General features: G+C 63.2%; 23 protein-coding genes, 1 tRNA gene and 1 pseudogene. 13 read left to right on the top strand and 12 right to left on the bottom strand.

The window, feature by feature from the left end; translation table 11 throughout:
• Positions 1-110 precede the first annotated feature (110 nt).
• Entirely contained in the window at positions 111-1715 is a 1605-nt protein-coding gene (locus MFF62_RS05530; RefSeq protein WP_238260985.1) for a DEAD/DEAH box helicase, read from the top strand.
• Positions 1716-1727: 12 nt separating this feature from the next.
• Positions 1728-2777, top strand: a complete 1050-nt coding sequence (locus tag MFF62_RS05525) for a serine/threonine protein kinase (protein WP_238260983.1) — start codon at positions 1728-1730, stop codon at positions 2775-2777.
• 16 nt (positions 2778-2793) lie between these two features.
• On the opposite strand, the gene MFF62_RS05520 is transcribed toward MFF62_RS05525, so the two are convergent.
• The gene (locus MFF62_RS05520; protein WP_238261227.1) at positions 2794-3243 is read right to left on the bottom strand and encodes a universal stress protein; all 450 of its coding nucleotides are present in this window, start codon (positions 3241-3243) and stop codon (positions 2794-2796) included.
• A 380-nt stretch (positions 3244-3623) separates the two neighbouring features.
• Between MFF62_RS05520 and MFF62_RS05515 the strand changes: the two genes are divergently transcribed.
• Both MFF62_RS05515 and panP read left to right on the top strand, forming a co-directional pair.
• Positions 3624-4277, top strand: a complete 654-nt coding sequence (locus MFF62_RS05515) for a response regulator transcription factor (RefSeq protein WP_238260982.1) — start codon at positions 3624-3626, stop codon at positions 4275-4277.
• Between the two features lie 156 nt (positions 4278-4433).
• Positions 4434-6071: a pyridoxal-dependent aspartate 1-decarboxylase PanP gene (gene panP / locus MFF62_RS05510; RefSeq protein WP_238260981.1), complete on the top strand. Its 1638-nt coding sequence runs from the start codon at positions 4434-4436 to the stop codon at positions 6069-6071.
• A 107-nt stretch (positions 6072-6178) separates the two neighbouring features.
• Here the strand turns inward: panP and MFF62_RS05505 are convergent.
• The 5 genes from MFF62_RS05505 to MFF62_RS05485 form a co-directional block, all read right to left on the bottom strand.
• Positions 6179-6255, bottom strand: a tRNA-Met gene (locus MFF62_RS05505).
• Positions 6256-6445: 190 nt separating this feature from the next.
• The gene (locus MFF62_RS05500) at positions 6446-8143 is read right to left on the bottom strand and encodes an MFS transporter (protein ID WP_238260980.1); all 1698 of its coding nucleotides are present in this window, start codon (positions 8141-8143) and stop codon (positions 6446-6448) included.
• Between the two features lie 306 nt (positions 8144-8449).
• On the bottom strand, positions 8450-8803 hold the full coding sequence (locus MFF62_RS05495) for a DUF4212 domain-containing protein (RefSeq protein WP_238260979.1): 354 nt from the start codon (positions 8801-8803) through the stop codon (positions 8450-8452).
• The gene (locus tag MFF62_RS05490; RefSeq protein WP_238260977.1) at positions 8800-10371 is read right to left on the bottom strand and encodes a sensor histidine kinase; all 1572 of its coding nucleotides are present in this window, start codon (positions 10369-10371) and stop codon (positions 8800-8802) included. The genes MFF62_RS05495 and MFF62_RS05490 overlap by 4 nt, the downstream gene beginning before the upstream one ends.
• A gap of 12 nt (positions 10372-10383) precedes the next feature.
• The gene (locus MFF62_RS05485; RefSeq protein WP_238260975.1) at positions 10384-11073 is read right to left on the bottom strand and encodes a response regulator; all 690 of its coding nucleotides are present in this window, start codon (positions 11071-11073) and stop codon (positions 10384-10386) included.
• Positions 11074-11333: 260 nt separating this feature from the next.
• On the opposite strand from MFF62_RS05485, the gene recA reads away from it, so the two are divergent.
• The 9 genes from recA (at position 11334) to MFF62_RS05440 (ending at position 20691) form a co-directional block, all read left to right on the top strand.
• Positions 11334-12395 (top strand): recombinase RecA, encoded by a 1062-nt coding sequence (recA, locus tag MFF62_RS05480; protein ID WP_238260972.1) that lies wholly within the window; start codon positions 11334-11336, stop codon positions 12393-12395.
• A gap of 134 nt (positions 12396-12529) precedes the next feature.
• On the top strand, positions 12530-12982 hold the full coding sequence (recX, locus tag MFF62_RS05475) for a recombination regulator RecX (protein ID WP_238260970.1): 453 nt from the start codon (positions 12530-12532) through the stop codon (positions 12980-12982).
• A gap of 341 nt (positions 12983-13323) precedes the next feature.
• Positions 13324-13995, top strand: coding sequence for a DUF2889 domain-containing protein (locus MFF62_RS05470; protein ID WP_238260969.1), 672 nt, complete (start codon positions 13324-13326; stop codon positions 13993-13995).
• A 90-nt stretch (positions 13996-14085) separates the two neighbouring features.
• Positions 14086-15252, top strand: a complete 1167-nt coding sequence (sucC, locus tag MFF62_RS05465; protein WP_238260967.1) for an ADP-forming succinate--CoA ligase subunit beta — start codon at positions 14086-14088, stop codon at positions 15250-15252.
• Positions 15253-15310: 58 nt separating this feature from the next.
• Positions 15311-16192, top strand: a complete 882-nt coding sequence (gene sucD / locus MFF62_RS05460; RefSeq protein ID WP_238260965.1) for a succinate--CoA ligase subunit alpha — start codon at positions 15311-15313, stop codon at positions 16190-16192.
• Positions 16193-16493: 301 nt separating this feature from the next.
• A complete protein-coding gene (locus MFF62_RS05455; RefSeq protein ID WP_238260963.1) occupies positions 16494-17192 on the top strand; it encodes a TerC family protein in 699 nt (232 codons plus the stop codon).
• Positions 17193-17547: 355 nt separating this feature from the next.
• The gene (locus tag MFF62_RS05450; protein ID WP_238261225.1) at positions 17548-17991 is read left to right on the top strand and encodes a pilin; all 444 of its coding nucleotides are present in this window, start codon (positions 17548-17550) and stop codon (positions 17989-17991) included.
• Between the two features lie 249 nt (positions 17992-18240).
• Positions 18241-18726 (top strand): pilin, encoded by a 486-nt coding sequence (locus MFF62_RS05445; protein WP_238260961.1) that lies wholly within the window; start codon positions 18241-18243, stop codon positions 18724-18726.
• A gap of 123 nt (positions 18727-18849) precedes the next feature.
• Complete coding sequence (locus tag MFF62_RS05440; protein WP_238260959.1) at positions 18850-20691, top strand: PglL family O-oligosaccharyltransferase; 1842 nt, start codon at positions 18850-18852, stop codon at positions 20689-20691.
• On the opposite strand, the gene MFF62_RS05435 is transcribed toward MFF62_RS05440, so the two are convergent.
• The 6 genes and pseudogenes from MFF62_RS05435 to MFF62_RS05410 form a co-directional block, all read right to left on the bottom strand.
• Entirely contained in the window at positions 20688-21212 is a 525-nt protein-coding gene (locus tag MFF62_RS05435) for a YMGG-like glycine zipper-containing protein (RefSeq protein ID WP_238260958.1), read from the bottom strand. The genes MFF62_RS05440 and MFF62_RS05435 overlap by 4 nt on opposite strands.
• The gene (locus MFF62_RS05430; RefSeq protein WP_238261223.1) at positions 21209-21673 is read right to left on the bottom strand and encodes a hypothetical protein; all 465 of its coding nucleotides are present in this window, start codon (positions 21671-21673) and stop codon (positions 21209-21211) included. The genes MFF62_RS05435 and MFF62_RS05430 overlap by 4 nt, the downstream gene beginning before the upstream one ends.
• Positions 21674-21911: 238 nt before the next feature.
• Positions 21912-22046, bottom strand: a pseudogene (locus MFF62_RS05425) (cyclic pyranopterin monophosphate synthase MoaC); the annotation flags it as partial.
• 693 nt (positions 22047-22739) lie between these two features.
• Complete coding sequence (locus tag MFF62_RS05420; protein WP_238260956.1) at positions 22740-24035, bottom strand: hypothetical protein; 1296 nt, start codon at positions 24033-24035, stop codon at positions 22740-22742.
• Between the two features lie 11 nt (positions 24036-24046).
• Entirely contained in the window at positions 24047-24268 is a 222-nt protein-coding gene (locus MFF62_RS05415; RefSeq protein WP_238260954.1) for a hypothetical protein, read from the bottom strand.
• 450 nt (positions 24269-24718) lie between these two features.
• Positions 24719-25315, bottom strand: a complete 597-nt coding sequence (locus tag MFF62_RS05410) for a recombinase family protein (protein ID WP_238260952.1) — start codon at positions 25313-25315, stop codon at positions 24719-24721.
• Positions 25316-25524: the final 209 nt, after the last annotated feature.

Raw genomic sequence — 25524 nt, 5'->3', positions numbered from 1 at the left:
GGGGGCAATCGACCCGTCCCGCCGGCCTGCACCCAGGCACGGTTATCTACCCGAGCCGCCCGACGATTGGCGCACATCTGCTGCGCGACAGGCGGCCGAAGCGTCCTTTCATGTCTTTTTCCGAACTCGGCTTGTCCGACAAGCTGGCGCGTGCCGTGGCCGAACAGGGCTACACCACGCCAACCCCGATTCAGGCGCAAGCCATTCCCGCAATTCTGAAAGGTGGCGATCTGCTCGCCGGTGCTCAGACCGGCACCGGCAAGACGGCAGGCTTCACGCTGCCCATGCTGCAGTTGCTGTCCGAGTCCGCCGCGCGCAATCCGGCGCCCCGTGGCGCCCGCCCGCAAGTGCGCGCCCTGGTGCTGACTCCCACGCGCGAGCTGGCCGCCCAGGTTGAGGAGAGCGTCCGCAACTACGGCAAGTACCTGAAGCTGCGATCCATGGTGATGTTTGGCGGTGTGGGTATCAATCCCCAGATCGAAGCGCTGAAGCGCGGCGTCGACATCGTCGTGGCCACGCCGGGCCGCCTGCTCGACCACGTGTCGCAACGCACGATCGACCTGTCGCATGTGGAACTGCTGGTGCTCGATGAAGCAGACCGCATGCTCGACATGGGCTTCATCCACGACATCCGCAAGGTCCTGAACGTCCTGCCGCCCAAGCGCCAGAACCTGCTGTTCTCGGCCACGTTCTCGGACGACATCCGCGCGCTGGCCGACCGCCTGCTGAACAACCCAGCCTCGATCGAAGTGGCACGCCGCAACACCACGGCCGAAACCGTGGCGCAGCGCGTGTTCCCGGTGGACCGCGAACGCAAGCGCGAACTGCTGGCCCACCTGGTGCGCCAGCATGACTGGCACCAGGTGCTGGTGTTCACGCGCACCAAGCATGGCGCCAACCGCCTGGCGGAACAGCTAACCAAGGACGGCCTGTCTGCGCTGGCCATTCACGGCAACAAGAGCCAGTCGGCCCGCACGCGCGCGCTGACCGAGTTCAAGGCCGGCACGCTGCGCCTGCTGGTGGCCACCGACATCGCCGCACGCGGTATCGATATCGACCAGCTTCCGCATGTGGTGAACTTCGACCTGCCCAATGTGCCCGAGGACTACGTGCACCGCATCGGCCGCACGGGCCGCGCGGGCGCCGAGGGCGAGGCGATTTCGCTGGTCTGCGTGGACGAACACGGCCTGCTGCGTGACATCGAGCGCCTGATCAAGCGTCAGATCGAACAGGTGTCGCTGCCCGGATTCGAAGTGGACCCGAGCATCGCGGCCGAGCCGATCCAGAAGGGGCGCCAGCAACGCGGCGGCGGCCAGCCGCGCGGCAACGGTGGCGGCAATGCCGGCGCCGGCGAACGTCGTCAGCCTCGCGCGCCGCAAGGCCAGCGCCAGGAAGCACCGCGCCAGGCGCGTCCCGCGCAGGCCGCAAAGCCCGCGCGTGGCGACGGCCGCAACGGCAGTGCCAATGGAAGCGCCAATGGGAATGCCAATGGCGCGGCACGCAAGCCTGCCAACGGCGGTGGCAATGGTGCCGGCAACAACGGCACGGCCAATGCAGCAAAGCCGGCCGGCCAGCGTCCGCAGCAAGCGCGTCCGCAACAGGCACGTCCGCAGTCGCCGCGCCCCGCGCAGGACAGCGTGGCGGCCGCTCCGGCCCGCAATCGCCGCCCCGCGCCGCAAGCCGCGCTGCTTGGCGGCAATCGCAAGGCGCCCTGACGGGACCCCGCAATGACCGCACCGGATCACCCATCGCCCAGCGCCGACGTCCCCTATGCGGGACTCACGCCCGAGTGCATCCTCGATGCGCTCGAGGCGGCGGGTTTCTATCCGGATGGCCGGTTGCTGGCCCTGAACAGCTACGAGAACCGCGTCTGGCAGGTGGGCATCGAGGATGCCGCGCCGCTGGTCGTGAAGTTCTACCGGCCCGGCCGGTGGAGCGACGCGGCGATTCTTGAAGAACACGCGTTCGTGCAGCAACTGGCCGATGCCGAGATCCCGGCCGTGCCGGCGCTGACCGCGACGGTGGGCGGGCAACCCGCCAGCACGCTGTTGACGCACGCGGGGTTCCGGTTTGCCGTGTTTCCCCGCTGCGGCGGCCGCGAGCCCGCGCTGGACCAGGCGGCCACGCGTACGTGGCTGGGCCGCTTTATCGGCCGCATTCATGCCTGCGGCGCCGCGGCACCCTATCACGCACGTCCGGCGCTCGATGTCGAAACGTTCGGTGTGGCCGCGCGCGACTATCTGATCGCCAACGACTGCATTCCCGCTGACCTGCTCGCGCCCTGGCGCGCGGCGGTGGACCTGGCGCTGGACGCCGTGCGCCGCTGCTACGAGCGCGCGGGCGATGTGCGTACGCTGCGCCTGCATGGCGATTGCCATCGCGGCAACGTGCTGTGGATCGATGAAGACGATGCGCGCGGACGTGGCGCACCGGGCCCGCATTTCGTCGACTTCGACGACAGCCGCATGGGGCCGGCGGTGCAGGATATCTGGATGCTGCTGGAAGGCGATCGTGCCGCGATGCAGGACCAGTTGGCCGATATCGTCGCGGGCTACGAGGACTTCGCCGATTTCGATACCCGCGAGCTGTGGCTCGTGGAGCCGCTGCGCACGCTGCGGCTGTTGCACTACAGCGCCTGGCTGGCCAGCCGCTGGCGCGACCCCGCGTTCCCGGCGGCGTTTCCGTGGTTCGGTACCGCCCGCTACTGGCAGGATCGCATCCTCGAACTGCGCGAGCAGATCGCGCTGATGGACGAACCGCCGCTCTGGTCGGCGTAGTCCGTCATCCCTCAGGTCAAGCCGTCGGCTTGTCCTTGTCTGCCGCCTTCACCATCACCACCGGGCAATCGGCCTGCGCCAGCACGCGCCCAGCGACGGAACCCAGTACCGCATCGAAGAACGAACCGCGTCCGTGGGTACCCATGACGATGGCGGCAGCATTCACCGACTTCGCATGGCCAAGGATCTTCTCGGGCGGATAGCCATGCAGCGCATGGCATTCGAACGGAATACCCGCGCCTTCGAGTATCGCGCAGACCGATGCCATGGCCTTCTCGCTGGCCTCGTTGTGCCAGGCATCGATGGTTTCCTTGTTGACGAAGGCGCGCACCTGGCCCGTGACGTCGGGCGATACGTGCAGCACGTGCACCGTGAAGCCAGACTGCAGCAGCTTGCCATCGGCCAGAAAACGCGCGGCGGCATCGCTGAAGGCGGAGCCGTCGGTGGCAAGCACGATATTGGACATCGGGGGCATGGCGCTATCTCCTTGGTTGAAAAGCTTCGGGGCGCTGTACGCGCTACGTGACCATCTTGGCACGCACATCGTGCTCATACCGTAACGTAGATCAAATCCAGGCGGAATATTTAAGGATTTCACGATTGTCATCCGCCTGATCGCATAGTCCGGAAATCTGCGGCACTCGCAGTTTCGCAAGCATCCGGCCGATACAAATACTCAACATCTGAAGTTTCCGCAGGGCATTACGGAAATTTCATACAACAAAACCAGACCGGGCTGACATCCGTGCGGCTGCAAAAAATCTATGCTCCCGCTAGTGCTTTCACACGGAGTCCTGACATGCCAAATGCCATCGTTATCGATCCGCATCCCGCATCCCGCATCCCGTGGTCCGAAAGGCCGTATGTACTGTTCTGGAGAATGCGGGTGGGTTCGAGGAGGTTCGCGTTGCCAACGGCGGCGCCGGCGCGCTGCTTGCCCTGAGGGACCGTCCGGCCGACCTGGTCGTGATGGATCTGCAACTTGATGACCTGCCCGGCGATGCCGCGCTGGAGGAAGTGGTGACGACCTGGTCGACCACGTGCGTGCTGGTGCTGTCCGCGCAGCGTCGCGCGGGCGAGCGCGCGCTGCTGGGCGGCGCCCACGGGTACATCGACAAGAGTGCGGGGCTGGACGGGCTGGCCGACGCCGTACGCGCGTTGATGGCCGGCTATGTCGCCTTTCCGATCAAGTCGCTGCCGACCTTCCGGCGGGCCGCCGCCAATCCGGCCGATCCCATGAGCCTGCTGAGCCGGCGCGAGCTGACCGTGCTGCGCCTTCTGGCGGTGGGGCAATCCAACAAGGCGATCTCGGAGGTGCTGGAGATCAGCAACAAGACCGTCAGTTCGCACAAGGCCAGCATCATGGACAAGCTGGGTTTCAGCTCGCTGATCGACCTGGCGGAGTTTGCGAGGATCCACCGGCTGCTGCCGCTGGAAGCGGAGACGGCTCCGCGCATGACAAGGCCGCGTGCAAGGAAAGAGGTCACCGTGGTGCAGTAGCCGCCCGCCACCGCAAGCCCGATGCGGCATAATCCCTGCCAAAAGGCCGCGCGGCCGCGGCACGGGATTGAGTGGGTAATGCACATGAAGCGCCAAAGACTTGCGCCGGAAACGATTGCATCGGAGACGAACGGGCCGGAGACGAACGCCGCAGGGGTGACCGCGATAGACACATCGCACGCTCAACCCGTGGGCGATGCCGACTGCCCGCTGCACTGGTTCGACGCCGACCGCGGCGCATTCGAAGACCTGGAGCGACGCATCGCCGAGCATCCGGCCGACTTCTTCGCAAGCCAGGACTTCGACCCCGTGGGCGCCTGTGCCACGCGCGAGGCGCAGTTCGCCTCGGTGGAGTTGCCTGAAGATCCCACCGCACCGCAGGCGCATGCCGATCACCTGCTCAACGATGTGTTCCGCCACGTGATGCCCGTGGCGGCGCCCACCTTCGTCGGGCACATGACGTCATCGCTGCCGTCGTTCATGCCGTCGCTGGCCAAGATCGTGGCGGCGTTGAACCAGAACGTAGTGAAGCTCGAAACCTCGGGCACGCTGACGGGGCTGGAGCGGCAGGTCATCGGCATGCTGCACAAGCTCGTGTTCGGGCAGGACAACACGTTCTATGCCCGATGGCTGCACGATGCCGAACACTCGCTGGGCGCGTTCTGCTCGGGCGGCACTACGGCAAACCTGTCGGCGCTTTGGGCCAGCCGCAACCATGCGCTGCGTGCGCGCGACGGGTTTGCCGGCATCAACGGTGCCGGGCTGGTGGCGGCGTTGCGGCACTACGGGTACGACGGTCTTGCCATCGTGGTCTCGGAGCGTGGTCACTACTCGCTGCGCAAGGCGGCTGACATCCTGGGCATCGGCCGCGACAACCTGGTGCCCGTCGGCGTCGATGCGGACGGCCGCATGCGGGTTGACCTGCTGCGCCAGACAATCCAGGACCTGCAGCAGCGCAACATTCGCACGATGGCCATCGTCGGCATCGCCGGCACGACCGAAACCGGCGCCGTTGATCTGCTCGACGCCATTGCCGACGTTGCGCAGGAATTCGATTGCCATTTCCACGTTGATGCGGCGTGGGGCGGGGCCACGCTGCTGTCCGAGCGGGAACGCTGGCGCTTTGCTGGCATCGAGCGTGCCGACTCGGTGGTCATCGATGCCCACAAGCAGTTCTACGTGCCGATGGGTGCCGGCATGGTGTTGTTCCGCGATCCCGCCAGAACGCAGGACATCATCCAGCACGCCAACTACATCGTCCGCAAGGGATCGGTGGACCTGGGTCGCCACACGCTGGAAGGCTCGCGTGGCGCGGCGGCCGTGATGCTCTATGCCAACCTGCATCTGCTGGGCCGCAAGGGGCTGGCCAGACTGATCGATACCGGCATCGACAACGCCAGATACTTCGCCGACCTGATCGAGCGCCAGCCCGACTTCGAGCTCGACAGCCGCCCGCAGCTTTGCATCCTGACCTACCGCTACGTACCCGAGCCGGTGCGGGCCGCGCTGCTGTCGCCCGCTACACCCGCCGACCGGCGTGAGCGGATCCAGCAGGCGCTCGACGCGCTGACCATCGACATCCAGGAAAGGCAGCGCGACGCCGGCCGCTCGTTCGTCTCGCGCACGCAGCTCACGTCCTCGCAATGGGATAGCCGCGCGATTGCGGTGTTCCGGGTGGTGCTGGCGAATCCGGACACCACGCAGGCAATCCTGCAGGGCGTGCTGGAGGAGCAGCGGCAGTTGGCGCTGGACAGCGCGAAGCTGGCTGCGGTGATGGTGGAGCTGGAGCGGTAGGAGTAGGGCGGCAGGCCCTGGGCGGCGACTCGCTGCCCAGGGGCAAAAACCAGAAACCCAAAGCAAAAAGCCGCAATCCCGTGAAGGATTGCGGCTTTTCAAATAGATGGTGGCGAATCAGGGATTCGAACCCCGGACCTGCGGATTATGATTCCGTCGCTCTAACCGACTGAGCTAATTCGCCAACGAAGAACGAAATTATACCTACGGTTTCGAACCTGTCAACAGCTTTGTGGCAACTTTCTGCAAGCTTTCGCGTTTGCCCAAAAAAATGGCAGACCCGAGGGTCTGCCTGGAAGGAGCGGCTGGCCTGCCGGCCAGCCATCCTGAGCGAGGGTTACCGGTCGTATCCCTCCGGTGAATGCTTGCTAGCCTTAGTCGTTGGCGTAGATGTCGATGTCCTTGGTCTCGCGCACGAACAGCGCGCCCAGGACGAAGGTCATGGCGGCGATCACGATCGGGTACCAGAGGCCGTAGTAGATGTTGCCGTTCTGGGCCACCAGCGCGAACGAGATGGTGGGCAGCAGGCCGCCGAACCAGCCGTTACCGATGTGGTAGGGCAGCGACATCGACGAGTAGCGGATGCGGGTGGGGAACATTTCCACCAGCATGGCCGCGATCGGGCCGTAGACCATCGTCACGTAGATGACCAGGATGACCAGGATCACCAGCACCATGATCGTGTTCATCTGGGCCGGGTCGGCCTTGGTCGGATAGCCGTGCGCGCTCATCTCGCTGCTGACCGCCTTCTTGAAGTCGGCGATCTGCTTCTTGCTGGCGTCATCGAAGGCGCCCTTGCCCACCGTGGCGTCGAACGACTTGATTTCCTTGTCGCCGATCTTCACCGAGGCAACGGTGCCCGCCGGAGCGTTCACCACCTCGTAGCTGGCCGATGCCTGGGCCAGCGTGCGCTTGACGATGTCGCAAGAACTGCGGAAGTCGATTTCACGTGCGATCGGGCTGCCCTGGAACGAGCAGCTGGCCGGGTCTGCCGTCACCACGATCTGGGCCGACTGCTGGGCGCGTTCCAGTGCCGGGTTGGCGTAGTGGGTCATCGCCTTGAACAGCGGGAAGTAGGTCAGCACGGCCAGCGCGCAGCCCAGCATGATGATCCACTTGCGGCCGATCTTGTCCGACAGCGAGCCGAAGAAGATGAAGAACGGCGTGCCGATCACCAGTGCGCCGGCAATCAGCAGGTTGGCCGTCTTCGCGTCCACCTTCAGCACCTGCGTCAGGAAGAACAGCGAGTAGAACTGGCCCGTGTACCAGACCACGGCTTGGCCGGCGGTCAGGCCCACCAGCGCCAGGATCACGATCTTCAGGTTACGCCATTGGCCAAAGGCTTCGGTCAGCGGTGCCTTCGACGTCTTGCCCTCGGCCTTCATCTTCTGGAAGGCCGGCGACTCACTCATCGACAGGCGGATGTACACCGACATGGCCAGCAGCAGGATCGACAGCAGGAACGGGATACGCCAGCCCCACACGTCGAAGTTCGGGCCCGTGGCTTCACGCACCAGCAGAATCACGATCAGCGACAGGAACAGGCCCATCGTGGCCGTGGTCTGGATCCACGCCGTGTAGGCGCCGCGCTTGCCGTGCGGAGCGTGCTCGGCCACGTAGGTGGCGGCACCGCCGTACTCACCGCCCAGTGCCAGGCCCTGCAGCATGCGCAGCAGGATCAGGATGATCGGCGCGGCCCAGCCAATGGTGGCGTAGCCGGGCAGCAGGCCGACGATGAACGTCGACAGGCCCATGATCAGGATGGTCACCAGGAAGGTGTACTTGCGGCCGATCATGTCGCCCAGGCGGCCGAACACCAGTGCGCCGAACGGCCGCACGATGAAGCCCGCAGCAAAAGCCAGCAGTGCGAAGATGAAGGCGGACGTCGGGTCCAGGCCGGCAAAGAACTGCTTGGCGATGACCGCCGCCAGCGAACCGTACAGGTAAAAGTCGTACCACTCGAACACCGTGCCTAGGGAAGAGGCCAGAATGACCTTTCTCTCTTCCTTCGTCATCGGCGCATTGTGAGCAGTGCCCCCGGGCACGGCTCCCACGTTATGCGCGTTTGCCATTTGTTGTCTCCTCCGTTTCCGTTCTTCCGTCGAAAATCTTCAGGGTCCCCGCCGTCGGTGTCGTACGAGTGCACGCACAGGCCCATTGCGCCGAGGTTGGAACGATTGTGGGAGGCGAAACTTACTGAGTTCTGACAGATTCAGGACAAACGGGGCTGAATCCGTCGGGGTATACGCTAGAGAAAATGTGCGCCTGGAAGGTGCCCTGCATGCTGCACTGCGTGCCATCTGGCGCGCGGACCGCATGGCGTCGCCAATTGCGCCATTCTTGCTCCGCAGCAATACGCGCCAACCGCGAGGAAACCCCTAGATAGTGGGCGGCGGGGGGGTGCCAGGGGTGTTGCCAGCCTGGTCGGGCGGCGCCGGGTGGGCTTCGGCGCTGGCCAGTTCACGCTCGCGCGCATGCGCCTCGTCGTCGGCGCGGTTCATGCGCCAGGCGTAGAGCGCGGCCATCAGCACGTAGAGGATCAGCGAGCCCTGGGCGGCCATCCAGTAGGAAAACGGCCAACCCATGAAGTCGAAGCGCAGCGAGCGTGCAAACCAGCTCACGCCGAACGTCATGACGAACCACGCCGCCAGCAGCGCGGTGATCCAGCGCACGTTGTGATACCAGGCGCGCCGCTCCAGCGGCGTCATCCGGTCGCGGGGCGTTCTTTTCATGAGTCGTCTTCAGGCTCGGTGCGGCGCAGCGTGACGCGGAAGCGTGCGCCCGCCAGGCGCGGCGACGCCTGGTAGACGTTGTCGTCGATGGTGACCTCGCCGCCGTGCTGCTGCACGATCTCGCGCACGATGGCCAGGCCCAGGCCGCTGCCTTCGGTGTTGGTGCCCAGCACGCGGTAGAAGCGCTCCATCACGCGTTCGCGCTCCCCCGGGGCGATGCCTGATCCGGTGTCCTCCACATCGAGATAAACGAACGGCTCGAACGCATCGGTGCTCACGCGCACGGTGGCATGGCCGCCGGCCGGCGTGTAGCGAATGGCGTTGTCGACGAGGTTGTTCAGCATCTCGGTCAGCATCAGCCGATTGCCGGTGATCATGACCGGATGATCGTCGGCTTCCAGGCCCAGATCGATGCGGCGCGCCCACGCTTGCGGCAGCCAGTCCTTGACCACGTCGCGGGCCAGTGTGGTCAGGTCCAGCGGCGCCATGCCGCCTACACCCGCCAGGTTTTCCATGCGCGCCAGAGACAGCAACTGGGTCACCAGGTGTGCGGTGCGTTCGGAACTGCCGGCGATCTGCGCCAGCGACCGCCGCAACTCTTCGGGCGACTGTTCGCGCTGCGCCAGTTCGGCCTGCATGCGCAGCCCGGCCAGCGGCGTTTTCATCTGGTGCGCGGCATCGGCAATGAAGCGCTTCTGCGTCTGCACCGACTGGTCGAGCTGGGCCAGCAGGTCGTTGAACGACGCCACCAGTGGCGTGATTTCCTGCGGCGCCGCGCGCTCGTCGATCGGACTCGTATCGCCGGGATTGCGTGCCCGGATGCGCTGCTGGATTGCGGTGAGCGGCGCCAGCCCGCGCGTCAGGCCAAACCACACCAGCACCACGGCCAGCGGCAGGATCACGAACTGCGGCAGGATCACGCCCTTGATGATCTCGTTGGCCAGGCGCGCACGCTTGTCCAGCGTCTCGGCCACCTGCACCAGCACCGGCTGGTTGCCGCCTACGCCCTTCAGGTCCACATAGGTGTAGGCCACGCGCACGTCGTTGCCGGCCACGCGTTCGTCGCGCATCGACACCAGCCCCGCATGGCCCTGTTCGTCCTCGGGCGGCAGGGGCAGGTCGTGATCGCCGGCCACGTACTCGCCGCGCTTGCCCACCACCTGGTAGTAGATGTTGTCGGTCTCGTCGGCGCGCAAGATCTCGCGAGCCGATAGCGGCAACTGCAGCGTCACCCGCCCGTTCACCTCGCGCACCTGCTGTGACAGCACGATGGCGCTGGCTTCCAGCGCGCGGTCGAACGGCCCATTCGCGATGGACTTGGCCACCAGGTAGGTGACCGCGATGCTCATCGGCCAGAGCAGCAGCAGAGGCGCCAGCATCCAGTCCAGGATTTCACCGAACAGCGAGCGCGGTGCGGGATGAGCGGAGGTTTCCTCCAGGTGGGGCAGGGCGTCGGCCAGCGCGGCATCCTCGGCGGCGGCGTCGGCCAGCGTGGGGCGTGGCGGTTCAGGCGGGCGGGTGCTGCCTGCGGCGGGTTGGCGTCGCCATGGCAGGCGCAGCAGGCTCATGGGCACCCCGCATCAGCCATGCGTGGCCATGGCCGGCTGGAACTTCTCCAGGCAGTAGCCCAGGCCGCGCACCGTGGCGATGCGGATGCCGCCCACCTCGATCTTCTTGCGCAGGCGGTGCACGTAGACCTCGATCGCGTTGTTGCTGACTTCCTCGCCCCATTCGCACAGGTGGTCGACGAGCTGTTCCTTCGACACCAGCCGTCCGCTGCGCGTGAGCAGGATCTCCAGCAGGCCCACTTCGCGGGCCGACAGGTCCAGCATCTGGTCGTTCAGGAAGGCGATGCGGCCGACCTGGTCGAAGGCCAGCGGCCCGTGGCGCATCAGCGTGGCGCCGCCGCCGGCCCCGCGCCGCACCAGCGCGCGCACGCGCGCCTCCAGTTCGGACAGCGCGAAGGGCTTGGCCATGTAGTCGTCGGCGCCCAGGTCCAGCCCCTTGACGCGCTCGTCCACGCCGTCGGCGGCGGTCAGGATCAGCACCGGCAGCATGGCGCCGCGCGCACGCAACCGCTTGAGCACTTCCAGGCCGGGCATGCGGGGCAGGCCCAGGTCCAGGATCAGCAGGTCGAAATTCTGCGTGGAGAGCGCCGAATCGGCTTCCACGCCGTTGGCGACGTGATCGACGGCGTAGCCGGAATGGCGCAGCGACCGTGTCAGGCCGTCTGCCAGCACGTCGTCATCTTCGGCGATCAGAATCCGCATGGTTTGTCTCCACCCTTGTCAGCTTTTTTGCGCTGGCATTGCCGGCCGCCGGGTTGCGGTACCGGTGGGGCTTGCCAAGCATACTGTTTTTTTATACAGTACCCGACATTCCGCGCAGTGGTCCCGAAAGGGGCGCGCGTGAGGCCGGGTCAGGCGCCAAAGCCGTCCGAAATCCATCGGAAAAGGCTTGAAATACAGGCGCCGCGCCGCATGCGGCCTATTTATACACCAATTGACCACCCATTGATTGAAGGACGACCATGGACGACAAGAAGGCCGGCGCCGGCGTGAACGCTGAGAAGCAGAAGGCGCTTGCCGCCGCGCTCTCCCAGATCGAGAAGCAGTTTGGCAAGGGCTCGATCATGCGCCTGGGCGATGGCGACATCGAGCAGGATATCCAGGTGGTGTCCACCGGATCGCTGGGCCTGGACATCGCGCTGGGCGTCGGTGGCCTGCCGCGCGGCCGGGTGGTCGAGATCTACGGCCCGGAATCGTCGGGCAAGACCACGCTGACGCTGCAGGTGGTGGCCGAGATGCAGAAGCTGGGTGGCACCTGCGCCTTTATCGACGCGGAACACGCACTGGACGTGCAATACGCCGGCAAGCTGGGCGTGGACGTCAACAGCCTGCTGATCTCGCAGCCGGATACCGGCGAGCAGGCACTGGAAATCACCGACGCGCTGGTGCGCTCGGGCTCGATCGACCTGATCGTGATCGACTCGGTGGCTGCACTGGTGCCGAAGGCCGAAATCGAAGGCGAGATGGGCGATTCGCTGCCGGGCCTGCAGGCCCGCCTGATGAGCCAGGCGCTGCGCAAGCTGACCGGTACCATCAAGCGCACCAACTGCCTGGTGATCTTCATCAACCAGATCCGCATGAAGATCGGTGTGATGTTCGGTTCGCCGGAAACCACCACGGGCGGTAACGCGCTGAAGTTCTACGCGTCGGTACGTCTCGATATCCGCCGCATCGGCTCGATCAAGAAGGGCGACGAGGTGATCGGTAACGAGACCAAGGTCAAGGTGGTCAAGAACAAGGTGTCGCCGCCGTTCCGCGAGGCATTCTTCGACATCCTCTACGGCCAGGGCATTTCGCGCCAGGGCGAGATCATCGACCTCGGCGTGGACGCCAAGATCGTCGAGAAGGCGGGCGCGTGGTACAGCTACAACGGCGACAAGATCGGCCAGGGCAAGGACAACGCGCGTGAATACCTGCGCGAGAACCCGGACATCGCCGCCGAGATCGAGAACAAGGTGCGCGCGGCATTGGGCGTGGCCCCGACCAATGCGCCCGTTGGCTCGCCGGCCGAGGTCGACGGCTGAGGCTGACGCCAACGTTGTCTCCCAAGTGGTTCGCAAGAAAAGCCGTCGCATGGTTGTGCGGCGGCTTTTTTGTTTTGGCTGAGCCGGCGACGCCGGCAATGCCGGCACTCATCCCCGCCTGAATTTCCCCGCCGATGCCCCGTCCTCCGCTCTCCCTCAAGGCCCGCGCAGTCGGCTATCTCTCGCGCCGCGAGCACAGCCGTGTGGAACTGGCGCGCAAGCTGGCACCGCACGCCGAGTCGGCCGAGGAAGTCGAAGCGCTGCTCGACGCGCTGGAGCGCGAAAACTGGCTGTCGAACGACCGCTTCGTGGACAGTCTCGTCCATCGGCGTGCCAGTCGCTATGGCGCCGCCCGCGTGCTGCAGGAAGCCAAGACCCACCAGCTTGGCGGCGAGCAACTGCGTGAACTCCAGGATCGGCTGCGTGACTCCGAGCTGGAGCGGGCAACCGAGGTGTGGCGCAAGCGCTTCGGTGTTCCGCCTGATTCACCTGAGGCGCGCGCCAAGCAGATCCGTTTCATGATGGCGCGAGGCTTCTCGCGGTCGGTGATCGGCAAGATCATCCGGGGTGCCGAGGACGACGCGTAGCCATCTGCATACCTGCGTACGCATAAGGGGTATTAGGTGAAGCGTCAACCTAGTTGTCGTACCACTGATGCAACGCAGCGCGAGTCTGGCGTGTCGGCCCGAAACCCATGTTTGGAGCGGGTTTGCCGCCAGCGGGCGTGCAACAATCCGCGCCGGACAGACTGTCGCGCAGGATGTTCCCGGTCAAAGCAGCGCGGCATGTTAAACTCCACGAGTTCTCCGGCCCAGGCGGCCGCCCGGCTGAAACCGGGTCGTCGGCCAGAAGATGGCCCCGGAGTGCGCCAAGAGATTTGCCCCCGAATACCGCCACACATCAGCCTGCCGCTTCAGCCCCTGCTGTCATGCCGCTTTCCCCACCCGTCAATCGTGCCTTGCGTCATCGCCGTTCCATCACGGCCGAGGCCTATTTGCGGGACGACGGCCTGTGGGACATCGAGGCACGCCTGACCGATACCAAGCCGCGCGACATCGAACTGGCGGGCAACCGTATCCGGCCCGAGGGCCAGCCGTTGCACGACCTGTGGCTGCGCGTGACGATCGATCTGCGCCTCAATATCGTGGACGCCGAGGCGTGCTCGGAATGGGTGCCCTATCCGACGCATTGCGACACCATCGGCCCGGCCTACCGCGAGCTGATCGGTCTGAATCTGATGAAAGGTTTCCGCCGTGCGGTGCGCGAGCGGCTTGGCCATGTGGCCGGCTGCACCCACCTCACGGAACTGGCCGGCGTGTTGCCTACCGCGGCCATCCAGGCATTTGCCGGCGACGTGTTCAAGATTCGCGACGGCGCCGACGATCCCAATCCCGAACCGCCCATGCAGCTGCATGGATGCCACGCACTCAAATTCGAGGGCGAGGTGGTTCGGCAGTTTTACCCGCGCTGGTATGGTCACCAGCCGAAACCGAAAGCCGGCGCTGCGGCGTCGTCCCCCCAGACCGCGTCACGCGCCGATGCCCCCGCATCAGGTGGCGAAGACACCCTGGCCCACCGGCCCAACGGTACGTCGGGCTGACCGTCACGGTCGGCTCAAGGAAACAGGCGCAAGCCCTTCGTCTCCAACTATTTTTCCAATCCCTTTACGCCTACCCGAAAGGAAACACGCATGAATATCCATGAGTATCAAGGCAAGGAAATCCTGCGCAAATACAATGTGCCGGTTCCGCGCGGCATCCCGGCTTTCTCGGTCGAAGAGGCCCTGAAGGCGGCTGAACAGCTCGGTGGCCCGGTGTGGGTTGTCAAGGCACAGATCCACGCAGGTGGCCGCGGCAAGGGCGGCGGCGTGAAGGTGGCCAAGAGCATCGACGAGGTGAAGACCTACGCCACCAACATTCTCGGCATGACGCTGGTGACGCACCAGACCGGCCCGGAAGGCAAGAAGGTCAACCGCCTGCTGGTCGAAGAAGGCGCCGACATCAAGAAGGAACTGTACGTTTCGCTGGTGGTGGATCGCGTTTCGCAAAAGGTGGCCCTGATGGCCTCGAGCGAAGGCGGCATGGACATCGAAGAAGTTGCAGCCCATTCGCCGGAAAAGATCCACACGCTGCTGGTGGATCCGGCTGAAGGCCTGAAGGACGCCGACGCCGACGACATCGCCCGCAAGATCGGCGTGCCCGACGCAAGCGTGGCGCAAGCCCGCCAGGCGCTGCAAGGCCTGTACAAGGCGTTCTGGGAAACCGACGCTTCGCTGGCCGAAATCAACCCGCTGATCCTGACCGGCGACGGCAAGGTGATCGCACTGGACGCCAAGTTCAACTTCGACTCGAACGCACTGTTCCGTCACCCGGAAATCGTCGCGTACCGTGACCTGGACGAAGAAGACGCCAACGAAATCGAAGCCTCGAAGTTCGACCTGGCCTACATCTCGCTGGACGGCAACATCGGCTGCCTGGTGAACGGCGCTGGTCTGGCCATGGCCACGATGGACACCATCAAGCTGTTCGGCGGCGAGCCGGCCAACTTCCTGGACGTGGGCGGCGGTGCCACCACCGAGAAGGTGACCGAAGCCTTCAAGCTGATGCTGAAGAACCCGAACGTGGAAGCCATCCTGGTGAACATCTTCGGCGGCATCATGCGCTGCGACGTGATCGCCGAAGGCGTGATCTCGGCGTCGAAGGCCGTGCAACTGGGCGTGCCGCTGGTCGTCCGCATGAAGGGCACGAACGAAGACCTGGGCAAGAAGATGCTGGCTGAATCCGGTCTGCCGATCATTTCGGCTGACACGATGGAAGAAGCTGCCCAGAAGGTCGTGGCCGCTGCCGCTGGCAAGTAAGGACAACTTTCGTTGCCGCCTGGCCACAGCCGGGCGGGGCGACTAAAAGGACTAGCAAATGAGCATTCTGATCAACAAGGACACGAAGGTCATCACCCAGGGTATCACCGGCAAGACCGGCCAGTTCCACACCCGTGGCTGCCGTGACTATGCCAACGGCAAGAACGCGTTCGTTGCCGGCGTGAACCCGAAGAAGGCCGGCGAAGACTTCGAAGGCATTCCCATCTACGCCAGCGTCAAGGACGCCAAGGCACAGACCGGCGCCACCGTTTCGGTGATCTACGTGCCGCCCGCAGGCGCTGCCGCCGCCATCTGGGAAGCCGTCGACGCCGACCTGGACCTGGTGGTCTGCATTACCGAAGGCATCCCCGTCCGTGACATGATGGAAGTCAAGGACAAGATGCGTAAGCAGAACAAGAAGACGCTGCTGCTGGGACCGAACTGCCCGGGCCTGATCACGCCGGACGAGATCAAGATCGGCATCATGCCGGGTCACATCCACCGCAAGGGCCGCATCGGCGTGGTGTCGCGCTCGGGCACGCTGACGTACGAAGCCGTGGGCCAGCTGACCGCGCTGGGCCTGGGCCAGTCGTCGGCTGTCGGCATTGGTGGCGACCCCATCAATGGCCTGAAGCACATCGACGTGATGAAGATGTTCAACGACGATCCGGATACGGACGCCGTGGTCATGATCGGTGAAATCGGTGGTCCGGACGAAGCCAACGCGGCTTACTGGATCAAGGAAAACATGAAGAAGCCGGTGGTTGGCTTCATCGCTGGCGTGACCGCGCCTCCGGGCAAGCGCATGGGCCACGCCGGCGCGCTGATCTCGGGTGGTGCCGACACCGCCCAGGCCAAGCTGGAAATCATGGAAGCCTGCGGTATCACGGTGACCAAGAACCCGTCGGAAATGGCTCGCCTGCTGAAGGCCAAGCTGTAAGCAGTGTCGAATACCGCACCGTATTCCGGACGATCCGGAGCGCGGTGCGGCATGCAGTACCAGCGGCCTTTCGGGTCGCGCGCATTGCCCCCGGCCGTCACTGGCGGGGGCAATGTCGTTCTGGCGAGCGGTGCCCCTAGGGTATTTCCCGAGGACCGTTGCGTCACAATGAAACCCAATCGTAAGGTTTCTACGATACATCTCATGTCTGGTAGTTCAGACATCCGAAAGTCCGCAGTTGGCCGATCAGTGGCAGCTTCCGCGGGCACGGAAATAACTTTGTAATTCGAGGAGTCAAGCCGTGGAATTGTTGTCCAGCAGCACGTTCTGGATTGCGCTGGGATCGATCATCCTGACCAATATCGTCCTGTCGGGCGATAACGCCGTGGTGATCGCGCTCGCATCGCGCAACCTACCCCCCGCGCAGCAGAAGAAAGCCATTTTCTGGGGTAGCGCCGCCGCCATCATCATGCGGGTGGTGCTGACCGTGGCAGCCGTCAAGCTGCTGAGCCTGCCGTACCTGAAGATCGTGGGTGCCATCCTGCTGGTCTACATCGGCGTGCAACTGCTGACCGGCGACGACGGCGAAGACGGCCACGACGCCAAGGACAACATCTGGGCCGCGGTTCGCACGATTCTGATCGCCGACCTGGTCATGTCGCTGGACAACGTGGTGGCGGTTGCCGCCGCCGCGCAGAAGGGCCCCGAAGGCAGCCAGCTGATGCTGCTGATCATCGGCCTGGGCCTGTCGATTCCGCTGATCGTCTTCGGCAGCACGCTGCTGCTCAAGGTGATGGAGCGCTTCCCGATCATCATCGTGCTGGGCGCCGCGCTGCTGGGCTACCTGGCCGGCGAAATGCTGGTCAGCGATCCGGTCGATGCCGCCTGGTTCCAGGTCAACGTGCCGCACGCCCACCTGGTGTTCGGCGTGGCTGGTGCCGTGCTGGTGGTACTGCTGGGCAAGCTGCTGCAGAAGCGCGCTACGCAGAAGATCGCCTGAGCGACCTGGTAGCTGAACGAGCCTGAAACGGGCGACCCAAGCGGGTCGCCCGTTTTGTTTTTGCAACACCCAAAAGCGCGGCTTCCGCGCTACGGACTCCTGCGGATTTCCAAACAATTCCCACTTTTCTGTGGGAATTGTCCGAGGTCATTGGGCCGCTGGGGTGGTTCTTCCGATCATGACCCCGCGGCGCATCGCACACCTTTCGGGGGTGCGGCGCGACGCAATTTCATTCCATCCAAAACTCAATGAAAGGGTCAACATGCAACGCAAGACCAACGCCTTCGGCACCAACCTCCGTGGATCGCACCGCCACGCCCGGCACGCGCAACACGGCTTCTCGCTGATCGAACTCATGATCGTGGTGGCGATCATCGGCATCCTGGCCGGTATCGCCATTCCGCAGTACCAGGACTATGTGGCGCGGTCGCAATTCTCCGAAGGGGTCAACCTTGCCTCGGGGCAGAAGGCGGCGCTCACCGAGGCTTTCTCGTACACGGGCACGTGTCCCAACAACGCAAGTGGCGCCACCGACGGCATTCCGGCCGCGTCGTCGATCGTCGGCAGCTACGTGCGCAGCGTGCAGACCGGCGGCACCGCCAGTGACGCGGGCGGCTGCACGATCACCGCGAACTTCAAGGACGCCGGCATTGCCAAGGGACTGCTCGGCAAGTATGTGGTGCTGACCATGGGCAACGCCGACAAGGGTTCGATCACATGGAAGTGCCAGTCGTCGGCCGACAAGAAGTACCTGCCGCAGGCCTGCGGGCAACTGACAGCGTCGGCGGACGACAAGTAAGCCGCGTGAGCTGATTTGCTGAAGACGATAGCGCGGATCGGAAGCGTCCGATCCGCGCTTCGGAAATGCCTGATTTCGAACGCCGCATCCCCGTTTTGTCGCGCCTGTCCGCGATTGCGACATTGCCTGTCAGCTTGTGCTGCATCAATCCAGAACCGGCATGACACCCGTGAAGATCTGGCCTGCCGATGGCCTTGCCGCCGCCGGCGTAGTGCCATCACAGGACAACTTTTCAATCTGGGGGTCAACATGCAACACAAGCGAGTTCGCCAAGCCGGCTTTACGCTGATCGAACTGATGATCGTGGTCGCGATCATCGGCATCCTGGCAGCGATTGCCATCCCGCAATACCAGGACTACCTGGCGCGCGCGCAGTTCGCCGAGGGGCTGAACCTGGGGTCGGGGCAAAAGGCTTCGGTGACTGAGGCGTTTTCGCAAGAGGGGTCATGCCCGAGCAACGCGAGCGCAACCGCAGCCGGCATACCGGTTGCCACGGATATCTCCGGCGCATACGTGGAAAGGATCACGACGGGAGGTACTGCGGTGGCAGGCGGTGGTTGCACGATCGTCGCGACGTTCAAGGCCGCTGGGGTATCGAAGGGGCTGCAAGGCAAGACCGTCACGCTGACGATGGGCAACGCCGACAAGGGATCGATCACGTGGGATTGCACGTCCAACGCCGAACAACGCTACCTGCCGCAAGCCTGCGCATATCAGGCCGCGACCAAAACCTGAACGGACTAGCCAACTTCGTTCTGGACTTCGGAACGCAACAAGGCTTCGACGACTGACCGGCAAAGCCCATGGGCACAAGCGCCCACGCTATCATGGCGCCTTTGCCTCCCAGTCCCCGTGCGCATGCCGGCCCACCGAGCCACGATTCCCGCGACGGCCATTGTCGTTGCCTTTACTGTTCCGTTCCTGGTCTCCCGCCATACGCTGCCGCTGGCGACGTTCTACGGCGAATGGACCGCAGCCGTCCTCGGGGTCGTGCTGGTGGCCGTACTGGCGATGCAGGCCGGGCGCACGGACCCGGCCGACCTGACCGACCGGCGCGCTGCGCGGGCTTTTCCGTGGGTGGCGCTGTTCCCGGTCTGGTTGCTCGGCACCACGCTGCTGCAAGCGGCATCGGGCATGGCCGATACGTCGGGCAGCCGTCTGACCACGCAACTGGTGCTGGGGCTTGGCACCGCCGTCATGGTGAGCGCGTGGCGCACGAGCCAGGGGATGTCTTCCGAGCGTCGTGCTGCCATTGTCGATGCGCTGGCCATTGCCTTTCTGGTGGCCGGGCTGCTCGGCACGCTGGCGCAATGGATTCAGGTCTTCCACATGGAAGACCAGACGTTCGGGCTTGTCTCCGAGTATTTCTACGATGCCAACCGGCGCCTCTGGGGCAACCTGAACCAGCCCAACCATCAGGCCACGGTCAATGGCCTGGCACTGGCTGCGGCGATCTGGCTGGCGACGCGTAGCTGGCTGCAGTTTCCGGCATGGCTCGTGGCCACGTTGATGCTGGAAAGTGGCATCGTGCTGTCGGGGTCGCGCACGGGGCTGGTCCATGTCGGGCTGACCGCCGTGTACGCGTTGCTGGCGGCGCTGATGGCGCGCGGCACGCCGCGCGGTGCCAGCCCGATGCATCGGGCACCCGGCCTGGTCGCTGCCGCGGTGCTGCTGGTGGTGGGTTTCGCGGCATTGCAGCCCGGGATCAAGATGGCGGGACAGGCGTTCGACTGGCGCCTGTTCGACACCGTGGCGCAACTGCAGTCGGGTAGCCAGATTTCGTATCGGGGCGCGCTGTGGACGCAGGCCCTGGCGATGTTCCGCACGCATCCGTGGCTTGGCGTCGGCTATGGCGAGTTCGGCTGGGCGCAGTTCCAGATTACGTCGCAGACGCAAGTGGTGGCCGAGATGTCACTGCACGCGCACAACGCGGTGCTCGATCTGCTGGCCAAGACGGGTGCAGTGGGTACGGCTGGCGTTGTACTGGTGTTGGCGGCGTGGTTCTGGCGTGTGATGCGCGACCGGATCTTGCGCGGCTCGGCTACCGAGCGGGGCATGGCGGTACCGGTCCTGATCTGGCTGGCGATGCTGGCGGCGCACTCGATGCTCGAGTATCCGCTGCACTACCTGTACTACTTCCTGCCGTTCTGTTTCCTGCTGGCCTGGCTGGAACCGTCGGGCGTCGGCAAGCGGTGGCCACGGTTCGCGGTCACGGTGGTGGGCGTGGTGTTCGTGGCGGGGTCGGCCGTGGTGCTGGCCACGTTGTGGCAGGACTACAAGCGGGTGGAAGCCCGCGAGTACGCGAGCGACGAACATCGTGCCGCGCTGCCCATGCCGCGCTACTGGTTCAGGCAGCACGCGGCGTCCGATGTGGCCGAACATACGACAATCACGCCGGGCAGCGCCGCCGGCTTGCTGCCGAACCATATCGCGGCGTTGCATCTGCTGCCCACGCCTACGCTGATTCGCCGCAGCGCATGGCTGCTGGCACTGACCGGCGAGCAGGAACGTGCACGGCTCTGGATGGAGCGTCTGCGCTACTACTATCAGGGCGACGAAGCGACGCAGTTTGACGCGTTAGCGCGCGACTGCGACGCACTCTCCGCCGACCGCCGGCCGCGCGAATTCTGCGCGTGGGTCCGCATGCGCGAGCAGCGAGACCACCATCGGGCGGCCTCGGGCGGCCAGGGTATCGACTAGCGCGTGTATCCCGGCGGAGGCGGGGGCGGGTAGTAGGGCTGATAGTTGGCGGGCGGCATGGCGGCGCGTGCAGGCGGCTGGGCGGTCACCATCTGGCCATACACCGGCACGCGGTTGCCGCTGGCGTACATGCACTGCACGTAGGCCGCGTCATATGCACGCTGCGAGCCATAACCCGCGTTGTACGAATTGCCGGCGCCCACGGCGGAGCCGGTAAGAAGTCCCACCCCGGCGCCGACGGCGGCACCTTCACCACCCCCGAAAGCGGCACCAGCGGCCGCGCCCAGCGCGGTGCCGATGACGGCGCTTCCCACGGCGGCCGTATTGGCATTTTGTTGCGGGCTCGTCCCGCCGATCTGCCCAAACGCGAACTGCCGGCAGTTGTAGTCGTCGCCACGGAACTGGTCGAACGTCTTGTTGGTGCCCGGCAGCGCCATGACACTTGGGCCCGACGGCATTACCGCGCAGGCACCCAACCCCAGCGAAGCTGCCGTCAGCAGGCACAGGGACCGCATTCTCATGATGTCACTCCAGGCGTGGCCGGTACGGGCGCGGCCGAAGACGGGGCGCGCGGCTGCTCGCGCTGCCAGCCGCCGGGGCACTCGCGAACGTACGGGTAGTAGCCCTCGGGCTGCGAGCAGTGGTACCACCAGGCATTGGGCGACGAGCCGTCGGTGATGGCGGGATTGCCGTCGCTGCCCTGTTCGATGTATTGCGGCGGATTTGGCGGCGGCACGGCCACCACGGCCGGCGCGGGATAGTAGCCGGGGTAGTAGTACGGCCCATAGGGTGCCCATCCCGGCCCCCAACCCGGTCCCCAGCCGGGACCCCAACCAGGGCCCCATCCCGGTCCCACGTAGACGCCAACGCCCACGCGGGCACGCGTGTGGTGATACCCGCCGGCCAGCGATGTCGTGCTGTACCCCGCCGCGGCAATCGCGGCCAATGCCAGGGCCACCTGGCAGAGCTTGCGCCCGTTCATGATCTGCATCCCAAGTACTTGCCTGTTACTCAACGCCTGACGCGCGCGGCCGGCATACCGGCCCGGCGTGACGTTTTGTATTGAATATCAATTTGCCGCAGTCAGGGGCACCGTGGGCCATCTGGAAATGCCGCGTTACCTTTATTACGGGCAGGATGAATGGCACGAACAGAGGCGTGTGTGCAGGCATCGGCGCGCAACATCGCCGTTACGGTCCGGACAGGGGCGCGGACAAGTATTACGGCGCCACCCAGTCGCCCGATTTGCCACCGTGCTTTTCCAAAAGCTTCACATTCCCCATGACCATGCCCCGGTCCACGGCCTTGCACATGTCGTAGATCGTCAGCAGGGCCACCTGCACGCCCCATATAGATCAAGGACTTGCAAGCGTAAGGGTGTTCGATCTTGACCAAATTCGTTGATCAAATTGGACAGCGTTTGGACAAGGCTTGGACGACATTCAGCCTCTCTAAACGTGCCAGACGCAAGTTTACGGGATGTGGGGATTCTTAGCGACAGAGCATCCACGTTGGAGTCACAACCGAAGGATGTTCCACGGCCACTGGCACGAACATTCACTCTACGCTTTGTGGCTAACGCTGGTCCGCGACTGAATCTCGTATTGGTCGCTTGCGGCAGTGGAGGCCGCGTAGGACTGAAGAGAGGAGGAATTGAGAAATCCGGTTTCCTCTGCCGGCGTCACGACTGGACAATCAAATGCCGTGCCTACACTGAGCCGGTAAAAAATGGTCCGACAGGGAAAGCTGCTTCATGCTGGAGAGCAGAGGAACGTATCGAGGACAGTCTCCGGTCTTCCTTGATTGCAGGCATTCCGAAGCAAACCTAGTTTCCCTATGGGCCCCTCATAAGGGAAGGTGAAGAGATCTAAGTATAATGGTATTAGTATATCTCTATAGAGTAGATGATCTGTCTATCCATAGAGCATCAATGATGATCTGTCTATGGATACGTCTATAGATTCATTGCTGTACTGTCTTGTAGGGTGTATGGTAATTCTGAAATCAGACTCCGCTATGGACTGGACCCATATTGCCAAGATTCGCCATCAGTTAGGGCTTTCGATGCTGACAGTTCCTTCGATGCCGGTCATAGTCAGGAAAGTGTCATGCATAATTGATTGGGCCTGCCCCTGATGATGATCGGCCACAATAATCGCGTCGTGAATGGGTAGGGCGGCAATATTGAGATCACATAATTTGAGCAGCACTGCAACCAGAATCTGACTCTCAATGAAAAAGACTTCCATTCCTTTGTCGGCGAAGAAAAGGTCGGCAATCGGGCTGTGGAATGTCGTTATGGTGTCCATTATTTTCTTAATAGGCCAAGGGGGCAGGAGGCTTTTAGTCCCTCTGGGCTTGCGTGATAACGTCTTTTCCGGGTGGATCATGGAGTTGAAAACCTTCTTCGCTCCGGTACGGTACGCTTCGAGTCCCGGTATTGCGTAGGCATCATCAAAATGAGGCTGAACACCCTTCATTCCATAGAGAATTCGAGGTGCCATCTGTCCATAGTCCAGGGTCACGGTGTCGTTTTCGTCTATCAAGATCAAATCTTGCCGGTCCTGTCTCGAAAGGGTTTGCCAAAATCCACCAAACAATCGGCCACCTCTTGCAAAGCTTCCGTCGTTGAATACCCTCACGAGATAACGATCATTTGCATCAATCGGCTTTGAGGTGGTCAGCAGACTGATGTCGGCTTCGCTTAGGAATGCATTGATTCGCCTCATCTCTTCCCGATACCGATTCGTATCAGCAGTGTCTACGTATTGGATGCGTCCGCCCCTGTCGAAGGGGCCGCTGTTGGTTTCCTTTAGGATGATAGTCTCCCCACCCAGCTGGATGCCCAAGTCCTTAAGCCCAATACCGTAATGTGAGGCGAGTCCCCGCAGCCGATCACTCGCTCTGATCGTCGTTTGTCTACCGGGCCGCTCGGTAAAGGCACGAGGAAATCCCAGTTCTAGCTGAAGGAAGTCCATTTCAGGCATCGCCATATTCCGGATGACCGTTGGAAGGGTCTTGTTCAATATGGGAGAGCGATACCTATCCTTTGAACCAAGGATGGCCTTGGTGAATGGTACTGCAATGGATTTTCCAGGTCTCGTAAGATCACGATGAATTAGGTCGCATATAATTGCTTCGACCTGTTGCTCGAATAGGCGTTGATCAGTCTTTTTTCGTTTCCTTTCGCGCATTTCATAGTAGTCTTCCAAAACTAGTAGCTGACCAGTAATGTCGATGATCATTTCGCGAGCTGACTCGCTTGCGGCTACCCGCATCCCATTGATGGGTCTGTCGTTCTCCTCTGCCTCCGTGGCTATTACAGAGAACTCGTCGGCATCCATGGTGCGCATACTCACTTGATATCAAGCTCTGCTAGTGTCCGCTCTATTTCATTGGAAAGAGCTGTCACGGCAAACGCTCGCATGGATCTATAGCCGGGCTTGTTATTAATAATCCACTGTATTTTTAAGTACATCTCCGATGTTACTGGGACTCCGAGTGAGTGATGTTTTTGCTTTTGCGGAAAGAGGGGTTCTTGCTGCCACGGGTAAATCGGGGGTTTGATTCTCTTCATGTCGATATTCTCGATAGCGGTGACAAATGAATGATAGTCGTGCGACCGTGCATGCCTCCTAATCACCTCCCGTGGCCCTCGGGAATCATTTGAATTAGCGTGATATGATCCATGCGGGAATTGGTTACTTCGATTGTGATATCAGATCAGATCAAATCAGATCGAATCACATCAGAGTTTCGGTCCAAGACGGAGTGACGGCATTGCTTGGTGACGGTGGCGAATGCATATGTCCGCAAGGAGGTTGTGCGGAGCGAGCGAGCGGGCTACGGCGGCATTTGACGACATTGAAGTCCACGTCAACGCGCCTATGACGGAGGGATGTAGGGCCAGCCCCGTGGGGCTAACTGTTGGGGCAGAGATACTGGCCGCGAATTTCGAGACTCCAAGCTAGACTGCTGCTGTGGAGCATCCCTTCTCGGTCCCGCTTCCTCAGGGGCACAAGGGGCATCAGATAGAAACTGAGATCGCCTGGTCCTTGGCGCGGATACGCATGATGGTCTGGCGAGTTGTATTGAAGTCCCTCGCGAGCTGGGCCACAGAGACGCCTTGGGCGAGTTGAGAGCGCACAGCATCCTGTTGCGCCAACGAGAGCGCTGAGGGCCGTCCAAAGGCCTTGCCTTCGGCCTTCGCCCTACTGATACCTGCGGTCGTGCGCTCGATGAGCAGGTCCCGCTCAAACTCAGCCACGGCGGCAAGGACTTGCATAGTCATCCGTCCCGCTGCGCTAGTAAGGTCCACGCCCCCAAGGGCCAAGCAATGGACCCTGATGCCATCAGCAGCCAGCCTATCAATGGTGCTCCGCACGTCCATCGCATTGCGGCCCAGTCGGTCCAGCTTGGTCACGACGAGGACATCCCCGCTTTCCATGCGATCTACCAGACGCGAGAAGCGAGGGCGCTCAAACGCAGCGACGGACCCGCTCACCACCTCAATCTCAATGCGCTTCGCCTGAATGGCAAACCCAGCCGCTTCGATTTCCCTGACCTGGTTGTCGGTCGTCTGATCGGAGGTGGAGACGCGGCAGTAAGCGAAGACTCTGGACATGGGGCTAATGTGTACGAAAGAGATGTACGAATAATACTCTATGTACGAAATTTGTCTAGGCTTACTTTCGTACATATCGTGCGACTTGGGTACGAAAGGGACCGATTCCGTACTCCTCAGTGTCTTGAAGATCAGCCACGGATTTCCTTGAGTTCTCTCAACGTGTCCCTCGGACGGTCCTCGATCTGTCCCTGGGGTTTCGCTGTGGT

This window comes from Cupriavidus pauculus (genome assembly GCF_022179805.1).
Lineage (GTDB): Bacteria > Pseudomonadota > Gammaproteobacteria > Burkholderiales > Burkholderiaceae > Cupriavidus > Cupriavidus pauculus_E.
Note: the sequence above shows the minus strand (reverse complement) of the source record. Positions and strands in the feature narration are given on the sequence as shown.

Bases quoted from the DNA above. Each gene is read 5' to 3' on its own strand.
- MFF62_RS05530 (WP_238260985.1), top strand. From the start codon at position 111: ATGTCTTTTTCCGAACTCGGCTTGTCCGACAAGCTGGCGCGTGCCGTG.
- MFF62_RS05525 (WP_238260983.1), top strand. From the start codon at position 1,728: ATGACCGCACCGGATCACCCATCGCCCAGCGCCGACGTCCCCTATGCG.
- MFF62_RS05520 (WP_238261227.1), bottom strand. From the start codon at position 3,243: ATGTCCAATATCGTGCTTGCCACCGACGGCTCCGCCTTCAGCGATGCC.
- MFF62_RS05500 (WP_238260980.1), bottom strand. From the start codon at position 8,143: ATGGCAAACGCGCATAACGTGGGAGCCGTGCCCGGGGGCACTGCTCAC.
- MFF62_RS05495 (WP_238260979.1), bottom strand. From the start codon at position 8,803: ATGAAAAGAACGCCCCGCGACCGGATGACGCCGCTGGAGCGGCGCGCC.
- MFF62_RS05490 (WP_238260977.1), bottom strand. From the start codon at position 10,371: ATGAGCCTGCTGCGCCTGCCATGGCGACGCCAACCCGCCGCAGGCAGC.
- MFF62_RS05485 (WP_238260975.1), bottom strand. From the start codon at position 11,073: ATGCGGATTCTGATCGCCGAAGATGACGACGTGCTGGCAGACGGCCTG.
- recA (WP_238260972.1), top strand. From the start codon at position 11,334: ATGGACGACAAGAAGGCCGGCGCCGGCGTGAACGCTGAGAAGCAGAAG.
- recX (WP_238260970.1), top strand. From the start codon at position 12,530: ATGCCCCGTCCTCCGCTCTCCCTCAAGGCCCGCGCAGTCGGCTATCTC.
- MFF62_RS05470 (WP_238260969.1), top strand. From the start codon at position 13,324: ATGCCGCTTTCCCCACCCGTCAATCGTGCCTTGCGTCATCGCCGTTCC.
- sucC (WP_238260967.1), top strand. From the start codon at position 14,086: ATGAATATCCATGAGTATCAAGGCAAGGAAATCCTGCGCAAATACAAT.
- sucD (WP_238260965.1), top strand. From the start codon at position 15,311: ATGAGCATTCTGATCAACAAGGACACGAAGGTCATCACCCAGGGTATC.
- MFF62_RS05450 (WP_238261225.1), top strand. From the start codon at position 17,548: ATGATCGTGGTGGCGATCATCGGCATCCTGGCCGGTATCGCCATTCCG.
- MFF62_RS05445 (WP_238260961.1), top strand. From the start codon at position 18,241: ATGCAACACAAGCGAGTTCGCCAAGCCGGCTTTACGCTGATCGAACTG.
- MFF62_RS05440 (WP_238260959.1), top strand. From the start codon at position 18,850: ATGCCGGCCCACCGAGCCACGATTCCCGCGACGGCCATTGTCGTTGCC.
- MFF62_RS05435 (WP_238260958.1), bottom strand. From the start codon at position 21,212: ATGAGAATGCGGTCCCTGTGCCTGCTGACGGCAGCTTCGCTGGGGTTG.
- MFF62_RS05430 (WP_238261223.1), bottom strand. From the start codon at position 21,673: ATGAACGGGCGCAAGCTCTGCCAGGTGGCCCTGGCATTGGCCGCGATT.
- MFF62_RS05420 (WP_238260956.1), bottom strand. From the start codon at position 24,035: ATGGATGCCGACGAGTTCTCTGTAATAGCCACGGAGGCAGAGGAGAAC.
- MFF62_RS05415 (WP_238260954.1), bottom strand. From the start codon at position 24,268: ATGAAGAGAATCAAACCCCCGATTTACCCGTGGCAGCAAGAACCCCTC.
- MFF62_RS05410 (WP_238260952.1), bottom strand. From the start codon at position 25,315: ATGTCCAGAGTCTTCGCTTACTGCCGCGTCTCCACCTCCGATCAGACG.